This is a genomic window from Sulfitobacter sp. G21635-S1 (assembly GCF_027213915.1).
In the GTDB taxonomy this organism is placed as follows: domain Bacteria; phylum Pseudomonadota; class Alphaproteobacteria; order Rhodobacterales; family Rhodobacteraceae; genus Sulfitobacter.
The window spans coordinates 32,356-56,479 of record NZ_JAPWGV010000026.1 but is presented as its reverse complement, the minus strand read 5'-3'; the positions used below and the strand labels follow the sequence as shown (position 1 = coordinate 56,479).

27 protein-coding genes are annotated in these 24,124 nt (G+C 61.4%); 6 read left to right on the top strand and 21 right to left on the bottom strand.

Going from position 1 to position 24,124, the window contains the following annotated elements:
• Window positions 1–346: 346 nt before the first annotated feature.
• The 3 genes from O4H53_RS21190 to O4H53_RS21180 are packed head-to-tail and all read left to right on the top strand — an operon-like array spanning window position 347 to window position 4,906.
• Entirely contained in the window at window positions 347–1,069 is a 723-nt protein-coding gene (locus tag O4H53_RS21190; RefSeq protein WP_233501446.1) for a ribbon-helix-helix domain-containing protein, read from the top strand.
• Window positions 1,062–2,978: a relaxase/mobilization nuclease domain-containing protein gene (locus O4H53_RS21185; protein ID WP_114295286.1), complete on the top strand. Its 1,917-nt coding sequence runs from the start codon at window positions 1,062–1,064 to the stop codon at window positions 2,976–2,978. Before O4H53_RS21190 ends, O4H53_RS21185 begins: the two co-directional genes overlap by 8 nt.
• Window positions 2,979–2,992: 14 nt before the next feature.
• Window positions 2,993–4,906 (top strand): type IV secretory system conjugative DNA transfer family protein, encoded by a 1,914-nt coding sequence (locus O4H53_RS21180; protein WP_114295285.1) that lies wholly within the window; start codon window positions 2,993–2,995, stop codon window positions 4,904–4,906.
• A gap of 18 nt (window positions 4,907–4,924) precedes the next feature.
• On the opposite strand, the gene O4H53_RS21175 is transcribed toward O4H53_RS21180, so the two are convergent.
• From O4H53_RS21175 to O4H53_RS21150, 6 genes are all read right to left on the bottom strand, one after another.
• Complete coding sequence (locus O4H53_RS21175) at window positions 4,925–6,346, bottom strand: phospholipase effector Tle1 domain-containing protein (protein ID WP_064225048.1); 1,422 nt, start codon at window positions 6,344–6,346, stop codon at window positions 4,925–4,927.
• 108 nt (window positions 6,347–6,454) lie between these two features.
• The gene (locus O4H53_RS21170) at window positions 6,455–7,177 is read right to left on the bottom strand and encodes a DUF6602 domain-containing protein (protein WP_064225022.1); all 723 of its coding nucleotides are present in this window, start codon (window positions 7,175–7,177) and stop codon (window positions 6,455–6,457) included.
• Window positions 7,178–7,189: 12 nt separating this feature from the next.
• Window positions 7,190–8,089, bottom strand: coding sequence for a CBASS oligonucleotide cyclase (locus O4H53_RS21165; RefSeq protein ID WP_064225021.1), 900 nt, complete (start codon window positions 8,087–8,089; stop codon window positions 7,190–7,192).
• Complete coding sequence (locus tag O4H53_RS21160; RefSeq protein ID WP_064225020.1) at window positions 8,086–8,589, bottom strand: hypothetical protein; 504 nt, start codon at window positions 8,587–8,589, stop codon at window positions 8,086–8,088. Before O4H53_RS21160 ends, O4H53_RS21165 begins: the two co-directional genes overlap by 4 nt.
• Window positions 8,586–9,056 (bottom strand): hypothetical protein, encoded by a 471-nt coding sequence (locus tag O4H53_RS21155; protein ID WP_064225019.1) that lies wholly within the window; start codon window positions 9,054–9,056, stop codon window positions 8,586–8,588. The genes O4H53_RS21160 and O4H53_RS21155 overlap by 4 nt, the downstream gene beginning before the upstream one ends.
• Window positions 9,056–9,961 (bottom strand): AAA family ATPase, encoded by a 906-nt coding sequence (locus tag O4H53_RS21150; RefSeq protein ID WP_064225018.1) that lies wholly within the window; start codon window positions 9,959–9,961, stop codon window positions 9,056–9,058. Before O4H53_RS21150 ends, O4H53_RS21155 begins: the two co-directional genes overlap by 1 nt.
• A gap of 181 nt (window positions 9,962–10,142) precedes the next feature.
• Here O4H53_RS21150 and O4H53_RS21145 point away from each other — a divergent pair, with 181 nt between their 5' ends.
• Complete coding sequence (locus O4H53_RS21145) at window positions 10,143–11,204, top strand: helix-turn-helix domain-containing protein (RefSeq protein ID WP_064225017.1); 1,062 nt, start codon at window positions 10,143–10,145, stop codon at window positions 11,202–11,204.
• Between the two features lie 7 nt (window positions 11,205–11,211).
• Window positions 11,212–11,697: a hypothetical protein gene (locus O4H53_RS21140; protein WP_064225016.1), complete on the top strand. Its 486-nt coding sequence runs from the start codon at window positions 11,212–11,214 to the stop codon at window positions 11,695–11,697.
• A gap of 152 nt (window positions 11,698–11,849) precedes the next feature.
• On the opposite strand, the gene O4H53_RS21135 is transcribed toward O4H53_RS21140, so the two are convergent.
• The 14 genes from O4H53_RS21135 to O4H53_RS21070 form a co-directional block, all read right to left on the bottom strand.
• Window positions 11,850–12,830, bottom strand: coding sequence for an ATPase, T2SS/T4P/T4SS family (locus tag O4H53_RS21135; protein WP_064225015.1), 981 nt, complete (start codon window positions 12,828–12,830; stop codon window positions 11,850–11,852).
• Window positions 12,830–14,254 (bottom strand): TrbI/VirB10 family protein, encoded by a 1,425-nt coding sequence (locus O4H53_RS21130; protein ID WP_064225014.1) that lies wholly within the window; start codon window positions 14,252–14,254, stop codon window positions 12,830–12,832. The genes O4H53_RS21135 and O4H53_RS21130 overlap by 1 nt, the downstream gene beginning before the upstream one ends.
• A 2-nt stretch (window positions 14,255–14,256) precedes the next feature.
• The gene (locus O4H53_RS21125; protein WP_064225013.1) at window positions 14,257–14,979 is read right to left on the bottom strand and encodes a TrbG/VirB9 family P-type conjugative transfer protein; all 723 of its coding nucleotides are present in this window, start codon (window positions 14,977–14,979) and stop codon (window positions 14,257–14,259) included.
• Window positions 14,980–14,984: 5 nt separating this feature from the next.
• Window positions 14,985–15,665 carry a virB8 family protein gene (locus O4H53_RS21120; RefSeq protein WP_064225012.1) on the bottom strand — a complete coding sequence of 227 codons (681 nt, stop codon included), beginning with the start codon at window positions 15,663–15,665 and terminating at the stop codon, window positions 14,985–14,987.
• Between the two features lie 17 nt (window positions 15,666–15,682).
• Window positions 15,683–16,696, bottom strand: coding sequence for a type IV secretion system protein (locus tag O4H53_RS21115; protein ID WP_064225011.1), 1,014 nt, complete (start codon window positions 16,694–16,696; stop codon window positions 15,683–15,685).
• Window positions 16,697–17,122 (bottom strand): hypothetical protein, encoded by a 426-nt coding sequence (locus tag O4H53_RS21110; RefSeq protein WP_233501452.1) that lies wholly within the window; start codon window positions 17,120–17,122, stop codon window positions 16,697–16,699.
• An 8-nt stretch (window positions 17,123–17,130) separates the two neighbouring features.
• Entirely contained in the window at window positions 17,131–17,898 is a 768-nt protein-coding gene (locus tag O4H53_RS21105; protein ID WP_064225010.1) for a type IV secretion system protein, read from the bottom strand.
• Complete coding sequence (locus O4H53_RS21100; RefSeq protein WP_114295284.1) at window positions 17,895–19,007, bottom strand: transglycosylase SLT domain-containing protein; 1,113 nt, start codon at window positions 19,005–19,007, stop codon at window positions 17,895–17,897. Before O4H53_RS21100 ends, O4H53_RS21105 begins: the two co-directional genes overlap by 4 nt.
• Window positions 19,004–19,213 (bottom strand): hypothetical protein, encoded by a 210-nt coding sequence (locus O4H53_RS21095; protein WP_082894842.1) that lies wholly within the window; start codon window positions 19,211–19,213, stop codon window positions 19,004–19,006. Before O4H53_RS21095 ends, O4H53_RS21100 begins: the two co-directional genes overlap by 4 nt.
• Window positions 19,210–21,639: a type IV secretion system protein B4 gene (locus tag O4H53_RS21090; protein ID WP_233501450.1), complete on the bottom strand. Its 2,430-nt coding sequence runs from the start codon at window positions 21,637–21,639 to the stop codon at window positions 19,210–19,212. Before O4H53_RS21090 ends, O4H53_RS21095 begins: the two co-directional genes overlap by 4 nt.
• Complete coding sequence (locus O4H53_RS21085) at window positions 21,578–21,856, bottom strand: type IV secretion system protein VirB3 (protein WP_037931006.1); 279 nt, start codon at window positions 21,854–21,856, stop codon at window positions 21,578–21,580. Before O4H53_RS21085 ends, O4H53_RS21090 begins: the two co-directional genes overlap by 62 nt.
• Before the next feature lie 111 nt (window positions 21,857–21,967).
• On the bottom strand, window positions 21,968–22,249 hold the full coding sequence (locus O4H53_RS21080) for a TrbC/VirB2 family protein (RefSeq protein ID WP_009574106.1): 282 nt from the start codon (window positions 22,247–22,249) through the stop codon (window positions 21,968–21,970).
• A gap of 16 nt (window positions 22,250–22,265) precedes the next feature.
• Window positions 22,266–22,823, bottom strand: a complete 558-nt coding sequence (locus O4H53_RS21075; protein WP_037931001.1) for a lytic transglycosylase domain-containing protein — start codon at window positions 22,821–22,823, stop codon at window positions 22,266–22,268.
• Between the two features lie 79 nt (window positions 22,824–22,902).
• Window positions 22,903–23,217: a hypothetical protein gene (locus tag O4H53_RS21070; protein WP_037930998.1), complete on the bottom strand. Its 315-nt coding sequence runs from the start codon at window positions 23,215–23,217 to the stop codon at window positions 22,903–22,905.
• A gap of 132 nt (window positions 23,218–23,349) precedes the next feature.
• Here O4H53_RS21070 and O4H53_RS21065 point away from each other — a divergent pair, with 132 nt between their 5' ends.
• The gene (locus tag O4H53_RS21065; protein WP_114295283.1) at window positions 23,350–23,928 is read left to right on the top strand and encodes a hypothetical protein; all 579 of its coding nucleotides are present in this window, start codon (window positions 23,350–23,352) and stop codon (window positions 23,926–23,928) included.
• Here O4H53_RS21065 and O4H53_RS21060 read toward each other — a convergent pair.
• On the bottom strand, window positions 23,922–24,122 hold the full coding sequence (locus O4H53_RS21060) for a hypothetical protein (protein WP_009804208.1): 201 nt from the start codon (window positions 24,120–24,122) through the stop codon (window positions 23,922–23,924). The genes O4H53_RS21065 and O4H53_RS21060 overlap by 7 nt on opposite strands.
• Window positions 24,123–24,124 lie beyond the last annotated feature (2 nt).

Genomic DNA, 24,124 nt, shown 5'->3' with positions numbered 1-24,124 from the left:
GCCCTCAGAGGGTGTGACCTGCGCCATCCCGCGCGGGCCGATTTCGTGTTCCTGGCGCCCAATCCGTGGCCGGCTCGGGCGCTCGATATGTGCGCTTTCACGCGCTGCTCGGGCACCAGTTTCCGCAGTCTCTTTCCGAGCAACCTCTGTCTGTCGATGAGGAGAGCGCCCATTCAGCGCCTCGCTGTGCAGGGTTTTGAAGACGCCGCCAAGCCATGCAAAAAGTTAAAACATGCAAAACGTAATATTGTGTAATGTGATGTATTGATGTATAAGCGAAGGAGAAAAGAAAGACGTTGGCAGGATATGGCCAATGTTTGCACATTTTGTCCGAGGGGTCTGACCCGTGCCGAGGCCAGCGAAAAACCTTAAGTTCGAACAGCGCATCGAAGTGGCGCGGCGTTTTGCTGCGGGCGAGAGCGCGAAGGACCTGGCGGCAGCATTCGACATTTCCCCGCGCCATGTGAACCGGCTCGCGAAAGAGGAGGCGGGCGAGGGCGTCACGGTGCGCGATCCGAGCGAAACGGTGGCGTTCCGGGCCAGTCGATCTGAACTGGAAGCCTTCGATGCCGAGTGGCGCGAACGGGGCTATGCCAACCGGTCACAGGCGCTGAATGCGGTACTGCGCGGGCGGTGCGGATTTCTCGATGTGCCACGCGATCTGGTCGGGGAATTCTGCGCGGCCTGGCGTCAGGCGAAGGATGTGAGCGACGCTGGATTGGCACTTTCCAAGGCGGTGCATCGCGGCTTGCTGGAAGTCTCGGAGGCGGACCGCGCCGTGCTGATCGAACTCTTCGATTTGGCGCAGTCGATGAGCCGTGAGATGGGCCGGATGAAGGATGCCGCACAAGCACTGCGTCATCAGGAATGGCCGCAAAAGGAAGAAGGGCAGGGGGCGGAGAGCGAGGTTCTGGAGGACGGCCCGCGCGTGGCTGGCGGCGGTCTGAGGCTGGTGCCTGAGAGTTCCGGTTCAGATTTGGATCGGGGTTCGCTGCCTCTCGGTAAGCCTCGAACGCGAACCCCGATGCATGACTGTTCGATCGTGAACCGGAACTCTCGAAATGGCTGACCCCCTCGCCCTCTACACCTCCGTCATGGGGCGGCTCTGGGAGGATGAGCGCATCCGCGGCCAGGCCGCGGCGCGGATCGACGCGCGGCTGGCGGGCCGTCGGCAGGGTCGGAGCTTTGCGCGCGTCGGATCCCTGTCGGCGCGCAACGCACTGAAGGCGGCGTCGGGTCAGAGCCGCGCGGCGGTCTTCAAACGGATCCGGGCAGGGGGCTGCAAGACGCGCGCCTCGCTCGGAGCGCAGATCTCCTACATCAATGACAAGGCGGTCTACACCTACTCGACGATGACCAACGCGCTGACCGACGCGGAGGTCCTGACCGACGAGCAGAAGGAAGACATCATCGAGGACTGGGCCGGCACCTGGCGCGGCTCGACCAAGCTCGGGTTCACCTCGCACATGCTGCTGTCCTTCCCGACCGACGTGACGGTCGATCAGGTGCGCGACATCGCGATGGACTGGACGGAGCATTTTTTCGAGAGCGGCGAATACGGCGACCAGTGGGATTATGTGCTCGCAGTCCATGACGACCGGGCGCACAAGCATGCGCATATCATCCTGAACAATCGCGGCGTCGAGAAGGGCACCTGGTTCTCCTGCTGGGCCGAGGGTGTGATGTCGCCGCAGCTCATGCGCGAGAAGCAGGCCGAGATCGCTGAAGCGTACGGCGTGATGCTCGACGCCACCACCCGGCTTGAGCGCGGCATCTTCGAGAAGCCCGCCGGGATCGAGGAGATTTACCGCGCCAAGGAAGAGGCCCGCCTGCCGCGCGAGATCGCCCTGACGGCCCAGGAATCCGCCATTGCGCAGGCGCAGGTGGTGGGCTTCGCCAAGGACTACAAGAACCTCGCCGACCTGCTGGACCGGATGGACCGGCAGCACATGGCGCGCGCTGTGCGCGGCATGGCGGACGGGCTTGGTTCCGGCACGCCGTGGAACTTCACCGAAGGAGAGATAGACATGAAGGACATCAAGACCGTCGGTGATGCGATCGACTATTCCGAGCGCACGATCGAAGCGCTCAGGCTCAAGGCCGAGGAACTGGATCCTGCCGAGCGCGCCGCCTTCGAGGCCAAGGCCGCACCGATCATCGCGGACCTTTCGCAGATGGTGCCGGATCCGGACCTGCGCGCGCGCTTTGGCAAGCAGCTCGAAGAACCCTATCCGCCGGGGGCGGGAAGCGAGGTGCTGATCGCGGCGCTGCAGTCCGGCAATGGCGATGGGCTGCGCGATGTGCTCGAGCGCGCCGAGGAGGCCGGGATGGACAGCGAGGAGCTGGTGGCCCGGATCGCGGCGGGCGGTACGCGGAACTACGGCATGGCGCAGGACTGGGTCGAGCGGGACATGAACGCGGTGCTGGCCAAGGACGGACTGAGCGTGGAGACGGCCAATGACGACCAGCTCGATGCCGCGCTGGAAAAAGTCGACGGCGTGATGGACGCGCTGATGGAACGCGCCAAGGAACTGGGTGTCGAGATCGGTCGGACCCTCGCGGACGAAGAACAGGAGATCCTGCCGCTCATCGACGAGGACGATCGGACGCCCAATCCCTACCTGCAGGACCTCGCCGACATGTTGCGCGACGGCAAGCTTACCGAGGAGCAGGAAGAGACCGTCGAGCGGACCCTGCAATCCGAGCTCTTCAAGGAGTTGGGCGAGGAAGGCTTGGCCGAACTTCGGCGCGGAAACTACGAGGTGCTGGACGCGGCCCTGCCGAGCAAGCTCGACCAGATCACCGTCACGCAGGAATTCCTCGAGATGACCTTTGAGGAGACCGGCGATCAGGTCTTCACCGACCGCGCCGCCGGTTTGCAGCAGGACAAGGCGACCGAAGTTGCGCGGTTGCGCGGCCAGCAGGAAGCGCAGGAGCTGGGCCGTGACCGCGGTCTCGATGACGAGATGGAATTCTGAGGGAGATGACCACCATGACCAAGACACTTCCCCTCTGGGCCGCACTTCTTTTCGGCGTGATCTGCGGCGCCGTCATCGGCACCATTGTCGCTGCCTTCTACCTGACCCTTGCCCTGAAAACCGGGTTTCAGAGTTTCGACATGTTGGCGCTCTGGAAGGCCGGCGCGGGCACACGCGCGGCCCATCCGGAGGCTTTCAAGGTTGGCTTCGGCGCCGTCGGCTTCGGAGCAATCGGCCTAGGCGCCCTGGCGCTCGCTTGGACCTGGAAGAAGGAGCGGGATGACTATGGCTCGGCCCACTGGCAGACAAAGGCGGAGTTGAAGAAGAACGACATGCTGCAGGCGCCGGGCAAGGGCTTTGTCTGTGGCAAGCTCGGCGCACCGAGTTCCAAGGCTGAGTTTATCTCTTCGACCACCATCCCCCATGTGATGATGGTGGCCCCGACCCGCGCCGGTAAGGGCGTCGGCTTCGTGATCCCGAACCTCTTGAGCTTCGCAGGTTCGGTGGTGGTGCTCGACGTGAAGGGCGAGAACTTCGAGAAAACTGCCCGGCTGCGGGCGCTCAACGGCGACGAGGTCTATCGCTTCAGCCCCTTCGACTGGGCCAATGCCACGCACTGCTACAATCCTCTGGCCCGGATCGCCAAGGCCCCGAGCTTCGCGCAGCGCTTCACCGAGGTCTCGATCCTCGCGGACCTCTTCCTTGACAAGGACAACAAGACGCTCGACACCTTCTCCGAGGCTGGCAAGTCGATCTTTGTCGCGGCCTGCCTGCTAGCGATCCAGCGGGGCACGCCGAACCTTGGCGCGGTGAACCAGATCGTCGCCGGGGGCGAATACAAGAACGCCCAATACAAGACCTATGCCGACGAGGCCGAAGAAGACATCCTGCGCGAGCTCTGGACCAACGCGGCCTCGGCCTCGTCGCGGCTCCTGACTTCAAACATTCAGGCGTTGATGACAGCCGGTCTCAAGCAATGGGACAACCCGGCGGTGCGCTCGGCCACCGAGGCGAGCGATTTTGATTTCTCGACCTTCCGCAAGACCCCGCAATCGCTCTACATCGCCGTCTCCGAGGATCACATCGCGACATTGGCGCCGCTTTTGCGCCTGATGTTCGCCGATCTCATCGCCTCGATCCGTTTGAACGAGCCCGGCCCGGATGAGCCCTGGCCGGTCATGATGATGATCGACGAATTCCAGCAGATGGGGGCGATGCCCTATCTCGAACGCGCGATCCATTCGCTGGCAAGTTACGGTGGTCGCGTCGCGATGATTGCGCAGTCGCTGGCCTCGCTCGACCGGATCTACGGGCCCGAGGGCCGTGAAAGCCTCGAGAACGGGGCAGGGCTCAAACTCTACATCACCCCTCGGGATCAGCGCACGGTCAAGGAGGTCTCAGCCGCGGTCGGCAGCACCACACGCGAGGCCGTGACCCGCATGTATGGCCGCAACAAGGGCTTCCTCGGCGCGACCTCGACTTCGGCGCGTCTGGAAGAGCGGCCGCTGCTATCTGAGACCGAGGCTCGCTTGATGGACCCCGACGAGGTCATTATCCTCGCCTCGCCGCAGCACCCGATAAAGGCGAGCCGGATCAAGTATTACGACGATCCGTTCTTCAAGGACATGCTGGCCCGCCAGGAGGGCAAGCCCTTCCCCTATCCGCCGAGTGTGCAGGGCGTGGGGCCTTGGGCGCGTGAAAGTGCGGATGAAGTCAGTCAGGATGAGCCGCGACAACCAACCGACCGCACGCCTGTCCGGGATCGCTCGCAACGCCGCGAAGCGCGCGCGATGAGCGTGATGGCGATGGAGGCCGGGCGCGGGCAACCAGAGCCGGAGACGCTCGAGCGGGAAGCCGCCGTGCCGAAGGAATGGGAGGCGGCGCTCGACCGGCAGGAGGACTTCATCGAGGAATTGTTGGGAGGGTGAGCGCCGTCGACTAGTCCCCTATTCGTCGTAGTAGAATTTCAAGTCGCGTCGCTCTTTCAACTGGGCAGGTCGGTAGGGCTTAACCTCGCCACACTGGGCGACGGCCTTGGCTCGCATGCGCTCTTCGACTGAAGGATGGAGCGGGAAGTCGTCGCCAACTGCGCGAATTCCCTTCTTCCAGCGGATGCGGAGGGGGCCAAATGCTACCAACGCGTCTTCGCGGTGCTGCAAACCCAGAGGGTCAGGGGAGCGGTTCAAGACGTTCTCGTTGATCTGGATCGACGGCACGCAGTCTTTCAATTCGTCGACCATCCAATCGAGGGCGATATCGCTCAGGCGGGACTCTGCCTCGGGATAACTTCCACCGATGTCGCTATGGCAGCCCGGGAACCAGACCTGCTTCAACCACTTCGGCTCTCGATCTTTGGTCTCAATCGCGGCCGCCTTGGATGCCCATCCGACCCTTGGAAAGTCAGCACGGTCTTCGTCGATCGCCATGGCATGACGGGCGTGTTGGACATCGGGATCAAGCCACTTGTCGTAGTTGCGCTTGTTCCAAGCCGCGAAATGACCCGTCTTGAGGATCTGCGGCCAATCCGTTGGGCGCCAAAGCTTCAGTTTGCGTTCGGGATCGTCCGAGAAATATTTGAAGTTGTCGAGCAACAGGGAACCAAGCTGCCAAAGAAGCGCAACTAGTAGTACGCCGAGTGGAACAACCAAAAGCCAAGACCACCCGAATGCAACACCTGCGGCAAAAGCCGACCCGACGCCGAACGTGACGCCCCAGACCAAGGTGCGGACAACAGCCGTTCGCAGTGACGCCACGGTGTCGAAGACCCCGATGAATGTTGGCTGAACGTTTCCCTGATTGTCTTCGCCTTCAATGGGAAAGCTCGAATACTTTTTGCGAAATCGTTTGCCGAGCTCTTCACGGTTGTTGAAGTAAGGATCTTGTCCGCGCGGTTTTCCAGCACCGTGATTATACACGAATTTTACAGCGTCCTTGGCTATCTTCCGCAATCCGGGACCGTGACGCGGGACCGGCGAACCATCCGGCATCTGCGTCGGGACACCGCAGAGGTTCATAACGTTCGCCAGTGCTCTTACTGTGTAGGCCCCGCGCGAGAACCCGAACAGCAACACACGGTCGCCGGGTTCGTAATTGGCGATGATCTGCTCGTAGCAATCGATGATGTTGTGGTCGATGCCAGTGCCGACGGCGCTTTCCAAGATCGGCTTGATCCGACCGAATAACCCGCCACTTTCTCCTGTTCCCAAGCCAGGGTCGTAAAAGGCCACTTGGTCCTTCGGGCTAATTGGTGAATCTGGACCCGGACGCATGGCTCGATACATCTTGTAAACATTCGACAGCCGTTGGTCAGGCCTGGCGCCGCCCATTTGGCCTGTTCCGTCCGAGAATATGCAGATGTTCTTTACCATTTGTCGCCCCATCCAAGAACACGAAGTACAGTCAAAGTCCCTTAACCGCCAATCGATAGCTGTTGGTGCCGCCGCGAAGCAAAAAGCCGAAGCGGACTTTGGCGACAGCTACTTGGTCAGCCAATCGCCGTAGGCATCGATATCGATCATTGGCACAGTGCCGCTGAACTGGAGCCGTGAGATCAGTGCAAATAAGAAAGCCGTTGCCGGTTTTGACCCCTCAACAAGGTTATATCGCCCATCCTCGGCGAACAGGAAATGCCCGTGAGAGGCAACGCATCCGATGTCCAACCTCCTATCATCTTCGCCTTCGTTGAGGATCTTTTCGAACGATGCACCGAGGGGAGGTTTCCATTCGCTCTCAAAAGTAAGAAGCCCACCAATGATGGGAATGAGCTGTTTTGGCGGATAAACCCCACCAGCATGAGGGATTGGTAGGCTGGTCCGATGCAAATTTCGGACTGAAGCCACCTTGTCTTGCGCGTATCTCACCAGACCGGCATCTGCCGTCTGCTTGGCCTCAAAAACAGCGTATACACTTTCTGCTGGAACTATGAGCTGTTCTTCGTAGGTGAAAATGAAGGGCGAATATTGACGGTCAAAGATCACGGCATCAATTTGATCGCTAAAATTTCCCCGGCTATCGACGACATGAGCACTTGCAACCTGATATCTCTCAGGGATGTACTGTGCGAGCATATCGATCCAAATCGCTTCGCTTGCGTCCCCTTTTGTACCGGGATGCTTGAACGACTTCCGCGCCGTTGACAGCCGATGCTGAATATCCTCGTGCAACGATGATAGAAGTTGTGATAGCGACCATTCAGCCATTGTTTCTTCTTTCTAAGACAGCGGAAATTTTGGTCCGAAGAAAGCGCGCCACGCTTTCAGGGCGTCTCCGTTCTTGCCCTGGCGCGCCAAGTGAATTGCGGCAGCGATGTCGCGGTTTGCCTGATCCAGAATTGTCTGGGCGCGCTTCACCATCGCTGCGTCCATTCGATCGCTAACAGGAGACCCGAGCCCGGCCGGATCTGGCCAATCCTCGTGAATTCGGTCGCGTAGCGTAGCGAAGAACGCTTGGATTTCGCGGTCATGTGAACCACCCCATCCACCATGGAGGCATTCCATCGCCATGACCTCGATCAGAAAGGATGGCTTGATAGGTTTTTCTCCGTGGCGGCTGTTTTGGTTCCAGTACTTCACCATGCGCACCAGGCCCTTCCACTCATTGCCATAAGCTTGGTGGGCCGAAACAGCCTTCTGTGCATGGATTTCGGGATTTGTTCCCATCCACTTCCCGGTTGTGTTGTTCGGGATCTCGTAGTCGTCGCCCTTTGCAAATGCGGGCACTGCATCCACGCTTACAACCCGGTAATCTGTGTTGTCGTCGGAATCGACGACGACACCAAAGTCCACACCCACAGAGCGTCCCTGTTTTTTGACGGCGCTGCTTCCATAAACGTCAACCAACGTATCGTAGAATGCGGTCAGTATCTTGTCAGGATGTTTGTCTCGATAGTGGTCCTCGTCCTTTCCAAGAACGAAGAAGATATCGACATCCTTGAGTGGTTTGGACTTGGTCCAGCGGGCGTAGCTTCCTGTCAAAAAGCTACGGTCGATCTGAAAGGCCTTATCCAGATGCTCGCGAACTTCCTTCTGCCGCTTGGATGCGTTCTGCTGCTCTCTTTCGTTCAACTCCATTCGGCTCTTGAACTTTTTGAATGCGTCCGGGAGTGAAATCATGATGCCTGCCTCCAATACGCTGCCGTCGCTCCCAGACCGTTGTGTTCGATGGTGGAGCCAAGGCTTTGGCGAACCATACCGTCTGTAGATCGGGCGGTGGTCCGGTGCCAACCCGGGACATCAGGTCGTCCAGGCTTTGTACGTAGCAGGAGGTCATACTTGGCGCTTGCCGGCGCAACTCCCGCTTTGCGAATTGCCCAACGAAGTTGATCGGTGTCCGTCCAGAAGTTTCCATCTCCAGCAGACCAACTGTAGTTCACGTCGATATCCCAACGCAGGATTAGTCCATTGGTTGCCGGATCGTATATCTCGAGTGTGATCTTCTCGAGGTCTTCGCTCTCCAACCATGCCTTGATTCCGCGCATGTTGATTTCCGTGTCGTTCACGAAATTTGTTGGATCCATGCCACTCAGACGGATAATGTCTTTGAGGCTCTTGAGGATGTTATCGGCCACATAGGTGACAGACTGGGTGCGGGAATACGTGATGACTGTTGTCATGGTTTCAACAACCCCTCGAGATCAATTTCGAGCGTAGCACCTTGCGAGTTGTTCGCTGTGTCTTGCTTTTTGGTTTCGGTTCTGTCGCGTGCTGTGATGCGGTTGCTCTTCTGTTGCAGCGCAGATTGGACCCAACCGAGATCATCGGGTTCACATGGCAGTGAAATCGACCAATCACCTTTCAGCGGGTCAAACCCGAGCACGTCTTCGTTCGCGTCCGACCCGTCGATCGCATCGTCATCGTAAAGACAGTAGATGCGCGTCTGCGGCCCTTCACAGCTGACAATGATTGGTGAGTTTTCGCAGGCTTTGTCCGCGATTATGCTGCTTGCAATGCCAGCGACACTGCTGAGTTCTTGCTGCGCTCCGGTATTTGTACGGGTGAGCAAGTCGCTGATGGCGGCCCATGTTGCCAATGCGTCGCGATGCGGAGAGCTTCGGAATGTTCTGCGGGCTACAGTTATCATCACTTCCCCCGATTCGCTCTTTTGTTGGTTTGGGCTGATTTTGCGGCAGCAGCTAACTGGGGCAGTGTTACTGAGCCGGGGTTCAGTGCCACCTGAGTGTTAGAGGCGAGCGCGTTTGCGACGGTCTTTCGGATTGTCCTGCCGTCGAGGCCGACGAATTCGCCAGCACAGGTGTCGAAACCACGGTCGCTGGTCAGCTCTTCTATCTCAGGATACGTGCTGCTTAGCCCCAACAGGCATTCCCGCAAAATCGTCTTGCAGGCTTCCTTTCCGGGAAGAGGCACTTCAAGCACCAGATCGCATCGGGAAACGAAGGCATCGTCCACCGCTTCCGGGTAGTTGCTGGTTGCCACAAACAGCAGGTTCTTGTGAGATTCTGCCAGCAGGTCGAGCTGTACCAGAACGGCGTCCGTGGCTCGATGAATGTCGACAGGGTTGGCATCGAGGCTTAGCCTAGAGCGGTCCACCGCAAGGGTTTCCACTTCATCTAGCAGGACAATCGTCGGGCCTGCATTGGCAAGTTCTGAAAGTGTTTGCGCGAAGAGGTCAGTAACCGCTCGCTGCGTTTTCCCCATGGCGGAACTCGTCAAGCCATGCGCTTCAACCTCGACCAGTTGGAAGTTCCCCCCCTTGAAAGCCGCTGCTGTTCGGTTGGCCAACCCTCGCGCGAGCGACGTTTTGCCCGTTCCGGGTGCGCCAACCAACAGGAGGACGCCATGGAGTGGCAACACGGCTCGGCTCATCTTTGGTCGCATTGTGAAATTCAGCACCGCCTGAGAGAGCAGGCGCTCCTTTATCTCGGCTTCGACGATGATCGAGTCCCAGAGTTCTGCCAGACCGGGGTCCGGCAGTGCCGTGATCTTCTGAATTCCTCTAGGTAGGTCGCCCGCAAACGGTGCGTTCATGGCTACTTCCTCTTTTCTTTGCCTGTTTAGCGCCTCGTGAAGCGACTTGGCGGTTTACAAATTTGCCTTTCTTTCGGCTTGCTGTTACAAGTTAGGGACAAAAAGCCGCGCTTTCAAGCATTGTAGTTTACAAAATATCAATCATATGGGTGAAATGTAAACCACCCACTGGGAGGACGTTATGATTGGCAAGCGACTCAAAGGAGCCCGGGCAGCATCTGGCCTCTCGCTCCGTGCACTTTCCGATGCCATGGAGAAAAAGGTGTCCGCTCAAGCCATAGGCAAGTACGAGCGCAATGAAGACATGCCCGGATCGGGCGTGCTGCTAGGTCTTGCCCGAGCACTCGAGGTCTCTGTGGATTTCCTGCTGAGCGATGACGAGCTTGAGTTGGAGGGCGTGGAGTTTCGCAAGTCAGCCAGCTCGTCAGCCAAGGAGATCGCGACGATCGAAGCCAAGACGCTCAATATGGTTGAAAAGTACCTCGCCATCGAAAGCTTGCTGAATCTTTCGAGCCAGGAATGGGATGCCCCACACGAAGCGCCCTACTGGGTGGCCGATGTTCGTGATGCCGAAGACGCGGCTCGCAACATGCGTGCTTCCTGGCAGCTGGGTCACGATCCGATCCCAATGCTTGCTGAACTCCTCGAGGAGCACGGGATCAAGGTGTTGTCTTTGGACGTTGATCGGATTGATGGCCTTGCGGCCAAAGTCCGTCGAAAAGAGCATCACTCTGCGCGGGTGATTATGATCAAGAAGAAGACCTGGTCTGAACGGAAGCGCTTCAGTTTAGCTCACGAACTGGGCCACATGGTTCTTAAGGTCGCTGAAGGATGTGATTCAGAACGCGCCGCAAATCGATTTGCTGGTGCATTTCTCGTTCCGGCAGAAGTGCTACGGCAGGAGATCGGTGCCCGCAGAACGGACATAAGCATTGGTGAGCTCATTAGTCTAAAGGATCGGTTTGGCGTCAGCATTCAAGCGCTGACGTATCGATGCAAGGATTTGGACATCATCAACCAGGCAACATTTGCGCGCCTGTTCAAGGTCTATAAGCAACGGGGTTGGCGCGATGAGCCGTTCGAGGAGCCGAATTCCATTCCTTGGGAACGAGAAGAGCCTGACCGCTTTCAGAGGCTGTGTTTTCGTGCCCTCTCCGAAGGGTTGATTGGGTTGTCTCGCGCGGCAGAACTTCTCGAAATACGAGTAAAAGAGCTGGAAGAACGGTTGAACCACATGTCATAGTAGTTATGTGCAAGTTCTTGTTTCCGATACCTCTGTCTTGATTGACATCGAAAGAGCCTCGCTGACCGCGAGGCTTTTTGACCTGCCTTATGAATTTGTGGTCCCAGATATTCTGTATGAATCGGAACTCCTCGATTGGTTGGGCCCTGATTTGCTCGATCTTGGATTGAAGGTCGAACAACTCACTCCACAAGAAACCGCACGTGCAACAGAACTGAAACGGGCGAAAGCAATGCTATCGACGCCAGATGTTTTTGCGTTCTGTTTAGCGGTGGAACGGAATTGGGTACTACTAACCGGCGATGGTGCGCTTAGGGCAGAAGCAGAGAGTCAAAAGCTCTCGATGCACGGTGTGTTGTGGGTGTTTGACGAAATGGAAAAACACATGGTTTGTGCGACAAGCGCGCTAAAAGCGGGTTTGGAGGCCGTTCGTGACCATCCGAGATGCAGACTTCCACAAAAAGAAATCAACCGAAGACTTGCACGATACTAGCCCTTCGCCACGACGAAATGCCACTCCCACGTGGGCGTAGGAGCCAGCCCGCTGCAACTGTGTCTGCCGATCAAAGTCCGCTCCTGCAATTGACCATTGGAGCCTTCGCTCCAGCCGCGAACGGCAGCTTCCGACCCTTTGTGCCGAGGGGCTTACGACCCCGGCAGATAGAACTCCGTAATCCCTCGCTTGCCCTCGGCGCGGCCGAGCTGCACGATCACATCGATGGATTTCCGGATGTATTCGCGCACTTCGGCGAAGGTCAGCGGTGTGCCAGCCTGCAGCACCATGATCGCAAGCCGGTCGATGGCGAGTTCTGCGGTTTCAGCGTGGATTGTAGAGACCGACCCGCCATGGCCGGTGTTGATGGCTTCGAGATAGGTCAGGGCCTCGGCCCCGCGCAGTTCGCCAACGATGATCCGGTCGGGTCGCATTCGGAGGGAGGCCTGGAGAAGGGCGTTGGCGCTACGTTGCGAGCCGGAACCGCGGTCGGCCAAGAGGGCGACGGTGTTGGGTTGACCGGGGAAGAGCTCGAAGGCGTCTTCGATGGTGATCAGCCGTTCGCGTTCGCTGACATGAGTCAGAAGGTGGCGGGCGAAAGTGGTTTTGCCGGTCGAGGTCCCACCGCTGATCAGGACGTTGAGCCGCCCCTCGACCAGGGTCTGCAACGCGGCTTCGAGGTTCTCATCTGCCAGACTGGCGATGTTCTTCATTTTCTCGGCGCGGAGCGCGTCCAGCGACACGGCCTTGCCGAAGAGATAGGCCGGGGCGTAGTCCCGGACGCTGCCCGAGGCGAAGAGACGGATGGTGATCGAGGCACCGCGATCGATGGCGGGCGGTACGGCGACCTGGACCCGAAGCGGACGGCCTGCATATTCTACCTTGCCGGAGACGAGGGGGTTCTTTTCAGAAACGCGGGCCTTGGCATCGCCGACGATGGTCTGGGCCATGTTGAGGGCTGTGGTCCGATCCACGGTCTGACCTTCGTGGCGCATGGTGGCGTCGCCTGCGACCTCAAGCCAGACCTTGCCGTCCGGGTTGATCGCGATCTCGACCACGTCATCGCGTCGCAAGAGGTCGCGGAACGGGTCGAGATAGCGCTCGAGATATGAGGCTGGCGATGCCTGATCCATCAATAAATCACCACATCCCGGTCGACGAGCACGGTGACCGAGGCTCCCTGATCGACATAGATCGTCGGCGCGATCGACACCTGGTCGGCGATGACCGAGCCGACGGCATCCTGCAGGTCGCTGCCGACATCGCCCAGAACGATGCTGGTGGTTTCATTGTTGGCGCTCTCGGCTGCCACGGCCGGTGCCGCCCCGATCACGGAAATCAGCGCCGCACCTCCGAAGCGCTCGGCGAACTTGGTGTCGACGAGGCCGGTGAGGCCCGACCGGCCAAGCTGGTCCCCGCCAACAGCGGCGATTTCCATTGAGGTTCCGTCCGGTGTCAGGACGCGGGTCCAGAGAATGAGGATGCGTTTCTGGTGCATCTCGATGCCAGAGCGGTATTGGCCAAAAAGGCGGGAGCCCCGGGGGATCAGGATCCGGTCCCCGGAAAACGCCGGGACCGGTTCGGAGACAACCGCCACAACGGAGCCCGGCAGGTCGCTGTTGATGGCGGTCTGGAGCGCGGCCTGGATGACGGACCCTTGGGTCAACGTGCGTTCGGGGTGGGTGAGGCGGGTGGCCTCCTGCACTTCGAGCGGTCGCGCACTCTGCAGGAACGCCTCATTGCCCGAGAGGACCGGCCCCTCGGTGCCTGCGGCAGCAGGATCGGCCACCGCCGCGCCACTTTGGCCGCCGCGCGGACCGTCGGCATAGACCACGGCGGGGGATTTGATCTGCGCGGTCAGAAGCTCCTCGGCGACCCGCTCGGCCTCGCGCTGGCGCTGTTCCTCTTCCTGACGACGGCGTTCTTCGAGTAGGCGCTGATCGGCGATCAGCCCCTCGCGATCGAGCTCAGCCTCGAGCCCCTCGCGCTGCGCCCGTTCGGCATCGAGCATGGCCTGCAGACCTTCGATGCGGGCCTCGGTCTGGCGCTGCAGGTTGGCAAGCTCTGCCTCCTTCTCCGCTATAAGTGCTTCCAAGGCCGCCTTCTGCTCATCGAAGGCCTCGCGCAGGTCGGCAACGGCGGACTGGATTTCCGAGTTGCGGGCGGCCTGGCTGGCGGCAAGGGCCTCGCGGAGCTTGGCGATCTCGGCCAGCACCTCGGCGCTCGGCTCGGGGGCAGGGGCGGCGGGCACATCAAGCGCTTCTTCGACGGCGATCAGCGCGTCATTGACCCGTTGTTCGGTCTCATCGGGTGGAAACTCCAGCCGCCCACCGGTGCCGGGGCGGCGGTCCTGGAAGGTTTCAACATCGGAGGTCTCGAGTGCGCTGTCGCCCTCCTGCAGGCCGGTGGCCAGGAAATACGCGACCCCGGCCCCGCCAAGGGCGAGGGCGGCGGCGAGGGCACCGACCCCGAGGCTGTTGCCCCGGCGTTTCGATTTGCCGCGCTGGCTGAACTGGTCGAGACGGTTCTGAAGGTCGGGAGGGGTTTGATCGGCCATGGTCAGTTGCTCACATAGATCGCGCTCTCGTCGCGCCAGGCGCAGATCGCCTCGTCGCCGATGCGCAGCGTCCAATAGGTGTTCACCCCGAGAACGCGAACGGTGTTGCCTTGCTGGGTCCAGTTGACTGTGCGCTCGCGGCCTTGGTCATCGGCCTTGAAGAGGGCGGGCTGGCGACCGTTTTCCGGGAAGACGAAATACGTGTAGCGCCCGTCGTCGTAGATATGGCTGGGGCGGAAATCCCCTTCGCCGGAGACGCGGTAGTTGTAGTTGCGAGGTGCCTCGAACCCCTTCGGTTGGGTGGCACCCGCCGCACGGCGTTCCTCATCGGGGTAGCGGAAGCGCACCTCGAAGAACATGCCTGTGCGGTTCGGGATCGAGCCTTCGCGCAGGTGGAAGGAATAGGTGCGGCGGTTGGTGATCACCGTCATGTTGGTCGAGGTCTGCGCAACATGCGGTTTGATGGTCAGTACATTGCCAAGCTCGGGGATCGGATCGACCTGAAAGCTTTCGGTGTCGCCGACAATCACTGCTTCAAACCGCTCGCCCGTCCCGAAATGGATCGTGGTCGAATGCCGAAGATCCGTTTCGATCCGGTAGACCTGGTTCTCGTTATAGACGGCGGTGCGAATGCGGATATCGAGCGGGCCGCCTTGCGGCGTGGCCTCGGCGAGTGCGGCAACAGGAAGGGCAAGCGCCAGGAGGAGCGCGGGCAGGGATTTCATGTTGGTCAGTTCTCCAGGGTCTCGGCGTCGACGCGGTAGGAGGTCACCACGAAGCCCAAGGGGTTGGCCCAGACGTCCTGAAGGCGCTGGCGGGTTTCGGGTTGGAAGTCGTAGCCGACAGTGGCGACATAGGACCGGGTGACGGTGCGGGTGTCGCGGGGACGGCGGAGCGTGCGGGTGAAGCGGACCTGGGCCACGCCGCGCTCGATCTGGTTCACGGACTTGATCACCACCTCGATCTTGGCATCGCGCCCATAGACGGTGATCGGGTAGTCCTCGTTGGTGGAGGACCAGAGATCGCGCAGCGTGCGGGCGGCGTCACCATCCGAGCGGTCGAGCACCGAGTTGATGCGTTGCTCGCCATCGGTCAGGTCGTAGGTCTCGCGATCGTCGACATAGGCCACGAGATTGGCCTGGATGATGGCGTCGCTCTCGGAAAGGGTCAGCGCTTGGACCGCGGCGACCCGGTCCATCTCGCCGGTTTCCTTGTCGACCACGACAACGAAGGTCTCGGTGGATTTGAGCGGAAAGAGGCTCGCGCCCGCGACCATGCCGGCCACGCCGACTAGCACGCCTGCCGCGGCGACGAACCAGGCGAAGCGCTCGCGCCGCCTGGGCCCGTAGATGAAATCCGCCTCAAAGGCGTCGCGGTCAGGCGCGGAGGAACTGGTCACAGTCTTCTTCAAAGTAGTGGTCTTTCAAATCAGGGTTTGCGGAAGGCCTTGGCGGCGGAGAGGAGCGCGCCAGGGCTTTGCCGGATCATCTCGCCGGTCTTCACCACGCCTGTATTGGCCATCTGGTTCAGCTCGTGCGGAGACTTGCCGGTGACGAGGCGCGAGGTCGCGCCCGTGCCATACTCCCGCGTGTTCACGAAGCCCTGCCGCGCGAGGCCCGTAAGACCCACGGCATTGGACGCAATGCCCACGACACCGGTGAGGTTGGAGGCGATGTAGGGCACCGAGGCCATGATCCCGGCGCTGAGGATCAGGATCACGAGGAAGGGTAGGATCAGGCTGACGGTTTCGACATCGCCCGGATCGGCGGAGGCATCGCCAATCGCTTCGGCGATGGCGACGATGATGCCCGCGGCCCCGGCGGCAGCGACAGGCATGAGCGCATAGCCGATGGTGGCGCGGGTCCAGGCCTCGAAGAGCGACTGGGTGGGCTTGAAGAGCGAGGTCACGATCATGAAGGGGGCGATGACGATCATCAGCGCGAAGACGATGCGGGCAAAGGCGATGATCCCGGCGGTGACGGCGGCAAAGACGGCAGAGAGGACGAAGAAGATCGCGCCCAGGACCGCGCCGAAAACCCAGCCTGCGCGGTCGCCGATCGTGTCGCCATAGGCGGTGATGCGGGCGACCATGTTGTCGAGGCTTGCGTAAACCCCGGCCTCGTCGCCCGACCCGGTGAGGGCCAAGATGGAGGCGCCGATAGAGTCGGGGACCTGCGTGACGATGCCATAGATCACGCTGAAATTGTCCCAGCTCTGCGCGAATATCCCGACAAGTGCCACCTTGATGCCGAAGGCAAAGCCGGTGCCGAAGGGCAGGGGGCGCAGCTGCATCACGGCGTTGATTCCCAGAAGCACGAGCAGCAGTGTCGCGCCCGCCGAGATGACGTTGCCGACCGAGGCTGCGGAAGAGACAAAGCCGTCCTGCGCCACGGTGTTCACCGCGGCGTCGACCTGCCCGAGGATGTCGCGAATGACCCCCATTTACTCCGCACATCCTGCGGCAATTTGGGCTTCCAGCTCATCGGCCTTGGCGTAGAGATCCAGCACCTTGAAGGGCAGGTGCGGGGTGTCCGAAGTCTGGAACCGGGGCAAAGCGTCAAGTGCCTGATCCCAGGTGAACTGGTCCAGCAGGCAGGTGCAGCTTTGCGAGGCGAGCGCCTCTTCGGCGATCAGGATGCGCAGGATCGCGCGGTAGCCGTTGCGTAAGTAAGCGGTCTCGGCCAGATCGGCGGGTGGTTTCGGGACACGGCAGGCGTCGCCCTCGTCCCGCGCGATGGCCATCGAACTGAAGGGCGTATTGCTGGACGGGTCCGTGCTCGGGGTCTGGGCCAGCGCGGCACAGGGCAGGGCACCGAGCACTAGCGCGGCGAAACCAACGAAGCGAATATCCGGGATAGTGAGGCGCATCGACGTGCTCATGGATCCACCGCCATCGAGCGGAACTTGCGCTCATCCGCGAGGGTCGCGGCATCGACAACGCCAAGCTGGCCGGCACTGACGCCCTGGGCCGCTTCCAGCCGCCAGATTTGAGTCAGGATGATACCCAGCTCGGCGGTGACGCGGGTGTTGAGATCGACGGCGGCTTTCAGCCCGTCCTGATCGTCGATCAGCCCGACCATGGTTTCGAGCCGTTCAAGGCTCTGGCCTGCCTCTTCGTGGCTTTCCTGCGCCGCGACGGACAGCATGGCGCTGGCTCCGGCGGAGGCGGCTATGCGGTTGTCGGCGGGCTGATCCGATCCCGAGAGCGTGCTCAGGCGCTCCGAGGTGAAGCCGCTGCCCGACAGCACGCGCTCGACGGAGGCCGAGAGTTCCGCACCGGGATTGAAGCCGCTGAGGAAATCGCCGCTGGCCAAGGACTGCGCGGTGTTGAGAGGAGCCACGAGCTTGCCGCGCAGCGCGCGGAATTCCTCGACTGTTGCGAAGAGCTCGCCCAACCCGCTGCCCTCGATCAGCGAGGTCAGTTGCGCCTCAAGGTTTGTGAGCTGCGACAGCTGGGTTTCCAGTTCCAGCCGCATGGTGGCGAGTTGCTGCATCTGGACATTTAGATCCTCAGCCATGTGTTCGAGCTGGGCGACGAGTTGGCCAAGCTGCGAGCCATCGAAGGTCGGCACGCCCTGAGCCGTGGCGGGCCCGCTGAGCCCGAGCGCGGTGACCGCGGCGGCGGTCAGGAGAAGGTGTCTCATTCGGGAACTCCCATCTGCATGAAGTCGCGTTCGGCCAGACGGTCGGCGACGAGGTGCTGCGCATAGGCCGCCTCGCGCTGCTGGTTGGCGGCCATCAGCCGGACGCGAAGGTTGAGGATGCGGCCGATCTCGGCCTTGGCGTAGGTGTTGAGCTCCCAGGCCGCCTTGGCATTGGGCTGCGCATCGATCTGCAGGATGATCGCGCGGAGGCGGTTGATGACCTGTTCGGTGGTGGCGGAGCTGTCCGCGGCGTAATAGACGCCGGCCTCGGAGATGCTGGCATATTCAGCCAGCGCAAAATCCGAGGGCGAGAGCGTGCCGAGTGCATCGGCACCGCCCACCACGGCGAGGTATTCGTTGTAGAACTTGGAGATGTTGCGCACGTAGCCCTGAGTTTCGGCAAAGGGCGGCACGCCGCCGTATTCGATGACCCGACCGGGCCCCGCGTTATAGGCTGCGAGCGCATGGGGGATATTGCCGAACCGGTTGAGCTGCGTGGTGATGTAGCGCGCGCCGCCGCGCAGGTTGTCTTTCACGTCATAGCGGTCGACGCCGAGGTCGGAGGCAGTGCCGGGCATGAGCTGGGTGAGGCCATAGGCCCCGACCGGGCTTTCGGCGGCAACGTTGAATCGGCTTTCCTGCTTGATCAGGGCCTGGAAGAGGCAGCGCCACTGGGTGGCCGAGAGCCCGGCCCGGGCCACACCGGGCGCGCCCGCGAATTCGCCCGCCACCTCGACGATCATCATCTCTACCGTCTCGCGGCCCTCGCCGAAGAGGCGGCTGTTCATGGGGCTTGCATCGGTATTTGGATAGACCGCCGCCACGCCGAAATCCGCATTGCCCTCGAGCGCGGGGATATCGAAGCCGGGCCCGGTGATGGCCGCCGTCATCTCCTCGAGGACGCGGAGCTGGCCGGCCTGCACGTCCGCCAGCGTGGACTCTGTCCGATCCTTGTCCTGCTGGACGCCGAGGTCTTCAGCCAATGCCGTCACCCGCGCGATGGCGCGCCCGATCGCGGAATTGTCCTGCGTCGGCACCCCCTGGGCATGGGCGGGCATGGCGCTGAGGCCGAGGCAGAGCCCGGCGGATATGATCGCGGCACGGCTCATTCCGGACGCGGCAGGTGTTCAAAGATGCAGTCAGACTTTGCAGCCTGCTGGACCGGAGCGCCCATGGTCGAGAAGGAGAGGGCGGCGCGCGTGACTTGCGGCGCGCCATTGCGTCCGAAGCAGGGCGAAGTTTTCTCGGTGTATTTCTCGCAAGCGGCCAGAAGGCTAGCGGCGGCGCAAAGCGCCAGGATGGGTTTTGAACTCATATCACATGTCTCCAGAAATCGGGATTGGCGCGCCAATCGGCAGGCACACGCGCCTCACCCGTGGCGCCGCCGCCAAGGATGGGAAGGAGGTTGCCCAAGGCGGAGAGGTCGGCGTCGACGAAGACGCTGTCACCCGCCGAGCGAACGAGCGCGATGCGCTGGCCAATGGTGGGCTGGACGAGGAGCGCGGCCTCCTTGGCGTTCACGCGCAGGAAGTCGTAATCCGAGACGGTGGCGCGGTCGTTGGGAAAGAGGATTTGGGTTGGCACCGTCTCGACGATGGTCTTGCCGACGCGGCTGTCGCGCAGCTGGCTCGGATATTGCGTCATCATGATCACGACGCAATTCATCTTCCGAAGTGTGACCAGCCAGTTTTCCAGCCGCGCCCCGAAGTAGGGATCGTCAAGGAGCTTCCAGGCCTCGTCGAGCACGATGATGGTGGGACGGCGATCCTCGACCACGCGTTCGATCTGGCGGAAGATGTAGGAAAGCACCGCCATGCGCTCGGTCGTCATGTCGAGAATCTCGGTCATGTCGAACCCGATGATGTCAGCAGCCAATTCAAGGCCGGCCCCGTGCTCCGGCGCCTCAAAAACCCAGCCATAACGCCCGCCGGGGGCCCATTCGGCGACGCGGGACTGCAACTCGCCATCGTCATCGAGCGACTGGAACAGGGTCTCGAAGCTGGAAAACTTTTGGAGCGCGCTCCCGGCATGGGCGTTCTGGGTCACGGCGCTCTGGATATGGCGCGACTGCTCGCCGGTCAGCGTGCCACCCTGTGTGAGAAGTGTCACGAGCCAGTCCGAGAGCCAGGCGCGACCACGCTCGTCGGTCTCGGTCATCAGCGGGTTCAGACCTGTCGGCACGCCTGCGCGGATTTCGTTGTAGCGGCCGCCGAGGGCGCGCACCGCCATCTCGAGGCCGCGATCCTTGTCGAAGAAGAAGAGCCGGGCGCCGACCCGCTGTGCCTGCGCTGCGAGGAAAGCGGTGGTCAGCGTCTTGCCGGTGCCGGTGCGCCCCAGAACCAGGGTATGGCCAACGGTCGGTTCCTTGCCCGGGCTACCCGTCTCGTGGAAATTAAACCGATAGCCCGAGGTGCCAACCGTCGGCAGGACCGAGATCGTCTGGCCCCAGGGCGACTGGTCAGGACCACGCCCCTCGACGCTTCCGTGAAGGGCGGCGAAATCCGCGAAATTGATCGAGGAGATCGGCGTCTTGCGCGCCCGGTAGCCGAAGTTGCCGGGGGATTGCGCGAAGTAGGTGGCTTTCAGCGCCATGTTTTCGCGCACGATCACCGACATGATCTCCTGGCCGACGCGTTTGATCTGGGCGGCGGCGCGTTCGAGCGTGTCGCGGTCTGGCGCATAGACCGCGATGGAGAGGTGATGATCGCCAAAGGCAATGCGGCCCGCTTCCTGATCGTCGGCGGCTTGGCCGAGCTGTTCACGCAGGGAGACGGCAGCATCGTCGGAGGCATACATCTGACGGATGATGCGTTGAATGCGTTCGGCCATGATGTTGTTCGGGATCGGGCTGAAAGAATTCGTCAGCACGATGTCGAGCGGCAGGTCGAGCGCATCGAGCAGCGTGACATCCGTGAGGGCCGGATAGGTCTTCATGGAAAAGAGCGCGCCGTATTTGACCTGACCGGTCACGGCATCGGTCAGGGTGACGACACCGCCGTCAAAGGTGGCGCGGCAATTGCTCAGGGTGTGCGAGAGGGGCAGGGCGCTTTGCCCGAAGGCGATGGGGGAGAAGCTGCCTGCGTTCAGCGTGTTGAGATAGCCCAGCCATTCACCGCCCGTGCGGGTCAGCCGGACCGGGTTGGCCGAGGAGAGCGCTACCTCGAAGAAGCCCATGACCTCGTTCAGTTCCTGCATCCGTGTCGCGCGGTCCTTGACCCAGGCCTTGCGGGCCAGTGCTCGCAGGAGCGGGATGCGGGCCGAGATATCGGGCCGCCGGATGACACTGAGATAGAGCTGGCGCTTTGCCGGGCGCAGGTCTTTGACATGGGCCTGCCATCGGGCGTCGATCGCGGCGGCGAAGCTGTCACCCTCGATGGGGCGCATGCCGAGATCCTGCGGGACCGAGATCCGGTGAATGTAGAAGCCGAAGGCGTTACCGGTCTGGGCGACGATGGCCGCGACCGCGCGTTTCAGGGCATCGAGCCGGGCGTCCTCAGTGGTCATCGGGTTCAGACCATCAAGGCGCAGGGTCGCCAAGAGATCGCCCTCGCGCAGCACCATGACATCGTCATCGGCGAGGGCAAAATACGGCAGGTGTTCGGCGAGATAGCTCTCCCGCGCGAACTCCCCGCTGCCGGCCTGGAGCAGAGCGGTTCCGTGAGTGGAAAGTGTGCCTGCATCAAGCGCCAAAGCTGTCGCCTCCGTGCAGGGCCCGGTTCTTTGTCGGGCGTACCGAGCCATAGGAGACGTGCAGCACCTCGAAAAAATGCGGCTCTCGGTCGGCGACGAACCAGAGGATCGGGTAGGCGACGAGCCCGATCAGGAAAAAGACCATCGACTTCGTCCAGATGAACGGCAGAACGACCCCAGTCGCCAGAACCACGAGGTATCCGACAGGGAGACCCAGATACTTGGGCGGACGGGCGAGGCCCAGAAAGAGGGGGGATCGTTCTGCCATTGGGTGATATTCCGGCTTAGAAGAAATTGTGTGTCCGGAGAGGGACCCGAGGCAGCGTTTGCGAAGCACAACGCGTTCGGGGCGCTCGTAGGACGCTATTTTGCCGGAATGTCACGAGAAGCCGTCGACGATGGTGCCGGCCGAGAAGATCAGCACGATCCCGATGATGACCGAGGCGAACCAGCCCCAGTTCAGCCGTCCCATCATACACATGAAGCCGGTGCCGATCACGGCGAGCGTGGCGACCGCGATACCGATCGGACCAGTCAGTGCGGCCTCGACGGTTTCCAGCATGGTCTGGATCGGCGACAAGTCTTGCGCGAGAGCGGGCGTTGCGAAAGCCGCCAGGGTTGTGGCGGCGGGCAAGAGGCGGCTGAGGCGATGTCGAAGCATGCGAGATTCCCTTGTTTTACTGAAGTTCGATGAGGACCGGCGCGCGGGCGGGCATCCGGTCTGCGATGCGGATGTCCGGAGCTGAAGCGGGAGGGCCTGCCAGCCGGGACCGGATCCGGTGGATGCGCGCGATGTAGTCGCGGGTCTCGGTGAAAGGCGGGATGCCGGAATACTCGACCACCCTGTGCGGCCCGGCATTATAGGCTGCCAGCGCCAGGTCGATGTCCTTGAAGGTGGCAAGCTGAGCGAGCAAATAGCGCGCCGCGCCATCGAGGTTCTGGGACGGATTGCGCGGATCGACCCCGAGTGCGCGCGCCGTGTCGGGCATCAGTTGCCCCAATCCATAGGCACCTTTCGGGCTCATGGCGGCCGGGTTGTAGCCGCTCTCTGCCTCGACCAGGGCGCGGAACAGGACCTGCCAGTCACCCGCCTCAAGGCCAACCTGGCGTAGAGCACGGTTACCTTCATGTCGGACTGCCGTAGCTTGGATCAGGGAGAGGATATCGTGGCGACCGGAAGGCGGCGCGGCTTCTAGTGACGCAAGTACGATCTCGGCCTCAGCCGGTTCGTCCAACCCAGCCCAAGCAGGGCGCTGGCCATGGAAGGTCCAGCCGGAGGTCCGGGCTGTGCCGTCGCGGCCGAAGGCGATGACGTCAGCCGCGCTCCTCGAGGGTAATACTGTAGTCAGGACCAAAGCGCAGATCGCGCCCGTCACCGAACTCGAGATGATGTTTGAAGAGCCCCGGCCATATGTTGAAATACCGCGGCTCAGGCCCGTGTGGGGTGATCCGGGTCGAGACCAGAATGGCTTCCGGTTCGCCCTCGCGCAGGTAGATGCACTGGTAGCGCGGCTTGCCATCGTCCGTGAACCCCACGAGTTCATACCGGCAGCGGTACGCGATGCCCTCCTCCTGGAGGTCTTTGACACCATCGATGGTGATCAGGATCTGGTTGCGCGCTATCGGCATGTTTGGACTCTCCCGTTGAGAGCCCTTCTACTTCACGACACTAAGGCCATAAAGTCATATAGAGTCAATACGACATATTGCAGAAAAATACAAATTGCACGATAGTTGCCGCAACTTTTGCGGGAGAGTGGCATGAAACGTCAGATGATGGCGGCGATAATCGGGGTGTTTGGTGCTCTTGGTGCCCCTGAGAAAGCGCAGGCCTATGATATCGACTGCGCCATCATGCTCTGTATGGCGGGAGGTTTCCCCCCGAGCGCGGTCTGCGCGCGGGCCTATCGCACCATGATTCGTCGGATCACGCCCTGGCCGAGCCTGCCGCCCTTCGGGGTCTGCACCTTTGCCCATGTCCCGGTCGAGCTTGGTGGGCCAGGTGGGGAGGGTGAGCTCGACACCAACCTGCCGGAATACGAATGGCTGAACCGCACTCACGTAATCTGGTTCACCGGACGCTCCTACGAGCCGCGCGACGAGCCGCGTCAGTGGGATTGGTCGATCCGCTCTTGCGATCGCGAGAACCGGACCTGTCGGTATATCCAACGGGTCTACGGATCCCACACGCCCTGGCCCGCGACATTCACCTCAGAAAGCGGGCAGGAGATTGCCTACCCAAGCGGTGGCGGCCTTTGGCACTTCTACTCCCGCAGCATCATGGTCGAATACGGCGACTATGAGGGCAACTTGGGCCATTCGGAGTGGTTTTCCTACTGATCTGAGCTGTCACTGGGCGTCAGGGAAAACGGGCGCACGATGGCAAGACTGGCATCAAAGCGTTCCGGATCGACATGCCAACGACGGCTCACCGAGCCATCATTCCAACGGTAATCGGTGAACAGGTGAATCTTCTGCGTCCCGTCGTTCAGAAACCCTTCCTGGAAAGGCCAGCCTGTCTTTCTCTTCGCCATGT

What these genes read in the sequence shown, in the direction of transcription:
- O4H53_RS21185 (WP_114295286.1), top strand. Translation starts at nt 1,062, where the DNA reads ATGGCTGACCCCCTCGCCCTCTACACCTCCGTCATGGGGCGGCTCTGG.
- O4H53_RS21180 (WP_114295285.1), top strand. Translation starts at nt 2,993, where the DNA reads ATGACCAAGACACTTCCCCTCTGGGCCGCACTTCTTTTCGGCGTGATC.
- O4H53_RS21175 (WP_064225048.1), bottom strand. Translation starts at nt 6,346, where the DNA reads ATGGTAAAGAACATCTGCATATTCTCGGACGGAACAGGCCAAATGGGC.
- O4H53_RS21170 (WP_064225022.1), bottom strand. Translation starts at nt 7,177, where the DNA reads ATGGCTGAATGGTCGCTATCACAACTTCTATCATCGTTGCACGAGGAT.
- O4H53_RS21165 (WP_064225021.1), bottom strand. Translation starts at nt 8,089, where the DNA reads ATGATTTCACTCCCGGACGCATTCAAAAAGTTCAAGAGCCGAATGGAG.
- O4H53_RS21160 (WP_064225020.1), bottom strand. Translation starts at nt 8,589, where the DNA reads ATGACAACAGTCATCACGTATTCCCGCACCCAGTCTGTCACCTATGTG.
- O4H53_RS21155 (WP_064225019.1), bottom strand. Translation starts at nt 9,056, where the DNA reads ATGATAACTGTAGCCCGCAGAACATTCCGAAGCTCTCCGCATCGCGAC.
- O4H53_RS21150 (WP_064225018.1), bottom strand. Translation starts at nt 9,961, where the DNA reads ATGAACGCACCGTTTGCGGGCGACCTACCTAGAGGAATTCAGAAGATC.
- O4H53_RS21145 (WP_064225017.1), top strand. Translation starts at nt 10,143, where the DNA reads ATGATTGGCAAGCGACTCAAAGGAGCCCGGGCAGCATCTGGCCTCTCG.
- O4H53_RS21135 (WP_064225015.1), bottom strand. Translation starts at nt 12,830, where the DNA reads ATGGATCAGGCATCGCCAGCCTCATATCTCGAGCGCTATCTCGACCCG.
- O4H53_RS21130 (WP_064225014.1), bottom strand. Translation starts at nt 14,254, where the DNA reads ATGGCCGATCAAACCCCTCCCGACCTTCAGAACCGTCTCGACCAGTTC.
- O4H53_RS21125 (WP_064225013.1), bottom strand. Translation starts at nt 14,979, where the DNA reads ATGAAATCCCTGCCCGCGCTCCTCCTGGCGCTTGCCCTTCCTGTTGCC.
- O4H53_RS21115 (WP_064225011.1), bottom strand. Translation starts at nt 16,696, where the DNA reads ATGGGGGTCATTCGCGACATCCTCGGGCAGGTCGACGCCGCGGTGAAC.
- O4H53_RS21110 (WP_233501452.1), bottom strand. Translation starts at nt 17,122, where the DNA reads ATGCGCCTCACTATCCCGGATATTCGCTTCGTTGGTTTCGCCGCGCTA.
- O4H53_RS21105 (WP_064225010.1), bottom strand. Translation starts at nt 17,898, where the DNA reads ATGAGACACCTTCTCCTGACCGCCGCCGCGGTCACCGCGCTCGGGCTC.
- O4H53_RS21100 (WP_114295284.1), bottom strand. Translation starts at nt 19,007, where the DNA reads ATGAGCCGTGCCGCGATCATATCCGCCGGGCTCTGCCTCGGCCTCAGC.
- O4H53_RS21095 (WP_082894842.1), bottom strand. Translation starts at nt 19,213, where the DNA reads ATGAGTTCAAAACCCATCCTGGCGCTTTGCGCCGCCGCTAGCCTTCTG.
- O4H53_RS21090 (WP_233501450.1), bottom strand. Translation starts at nt 21,639, where the DNA reads ATGGCTCGGTACGCCCGACAAAGAACCGGGCCCTGCACGGAGGCGACA.
- O4H53_RS21085 (WP_037931006.1), bottom strand. Translation starts at nt 21,856, where the DNA reads ATGGCAGAACGATCCCCCCTCTTTCTGGGCCTCGCCCGTCCGCCCAAG.
- O4H53_RS21080 (WP_009574106.1), bottom strand. Translation starts at nt 22,249, where the DNA reads ATGCTTCGACATCGCCTCAGCCGCCTCTTGCCCGCCGCCACAACCCTG.
- O4H53_RS21070 (WP_037930998.1), bottom strand. Translation starts at nt 23,217, where the DNA reads ATGCCGATAGCGCGCAACCAGATCCTGATCACCATCGATGGTGTCAAA.
- O4H53_RS21065 (WP_114295283.1), top strand. Translation starts at nt 23,350, where the DNA reads ATGAAACGTCAGATGATGGCGGCGATAATCGGGGTGTTTGGTGCTCTT.
- O4H53_RS21060 (WP_009804208.1), bottom strand. Translation starts at nt 24,122, where the DNA reads ATGGCGAAGAGAAAGACAGGCTGGCCTTTCCAGGAAGGGTTTCTGAAC.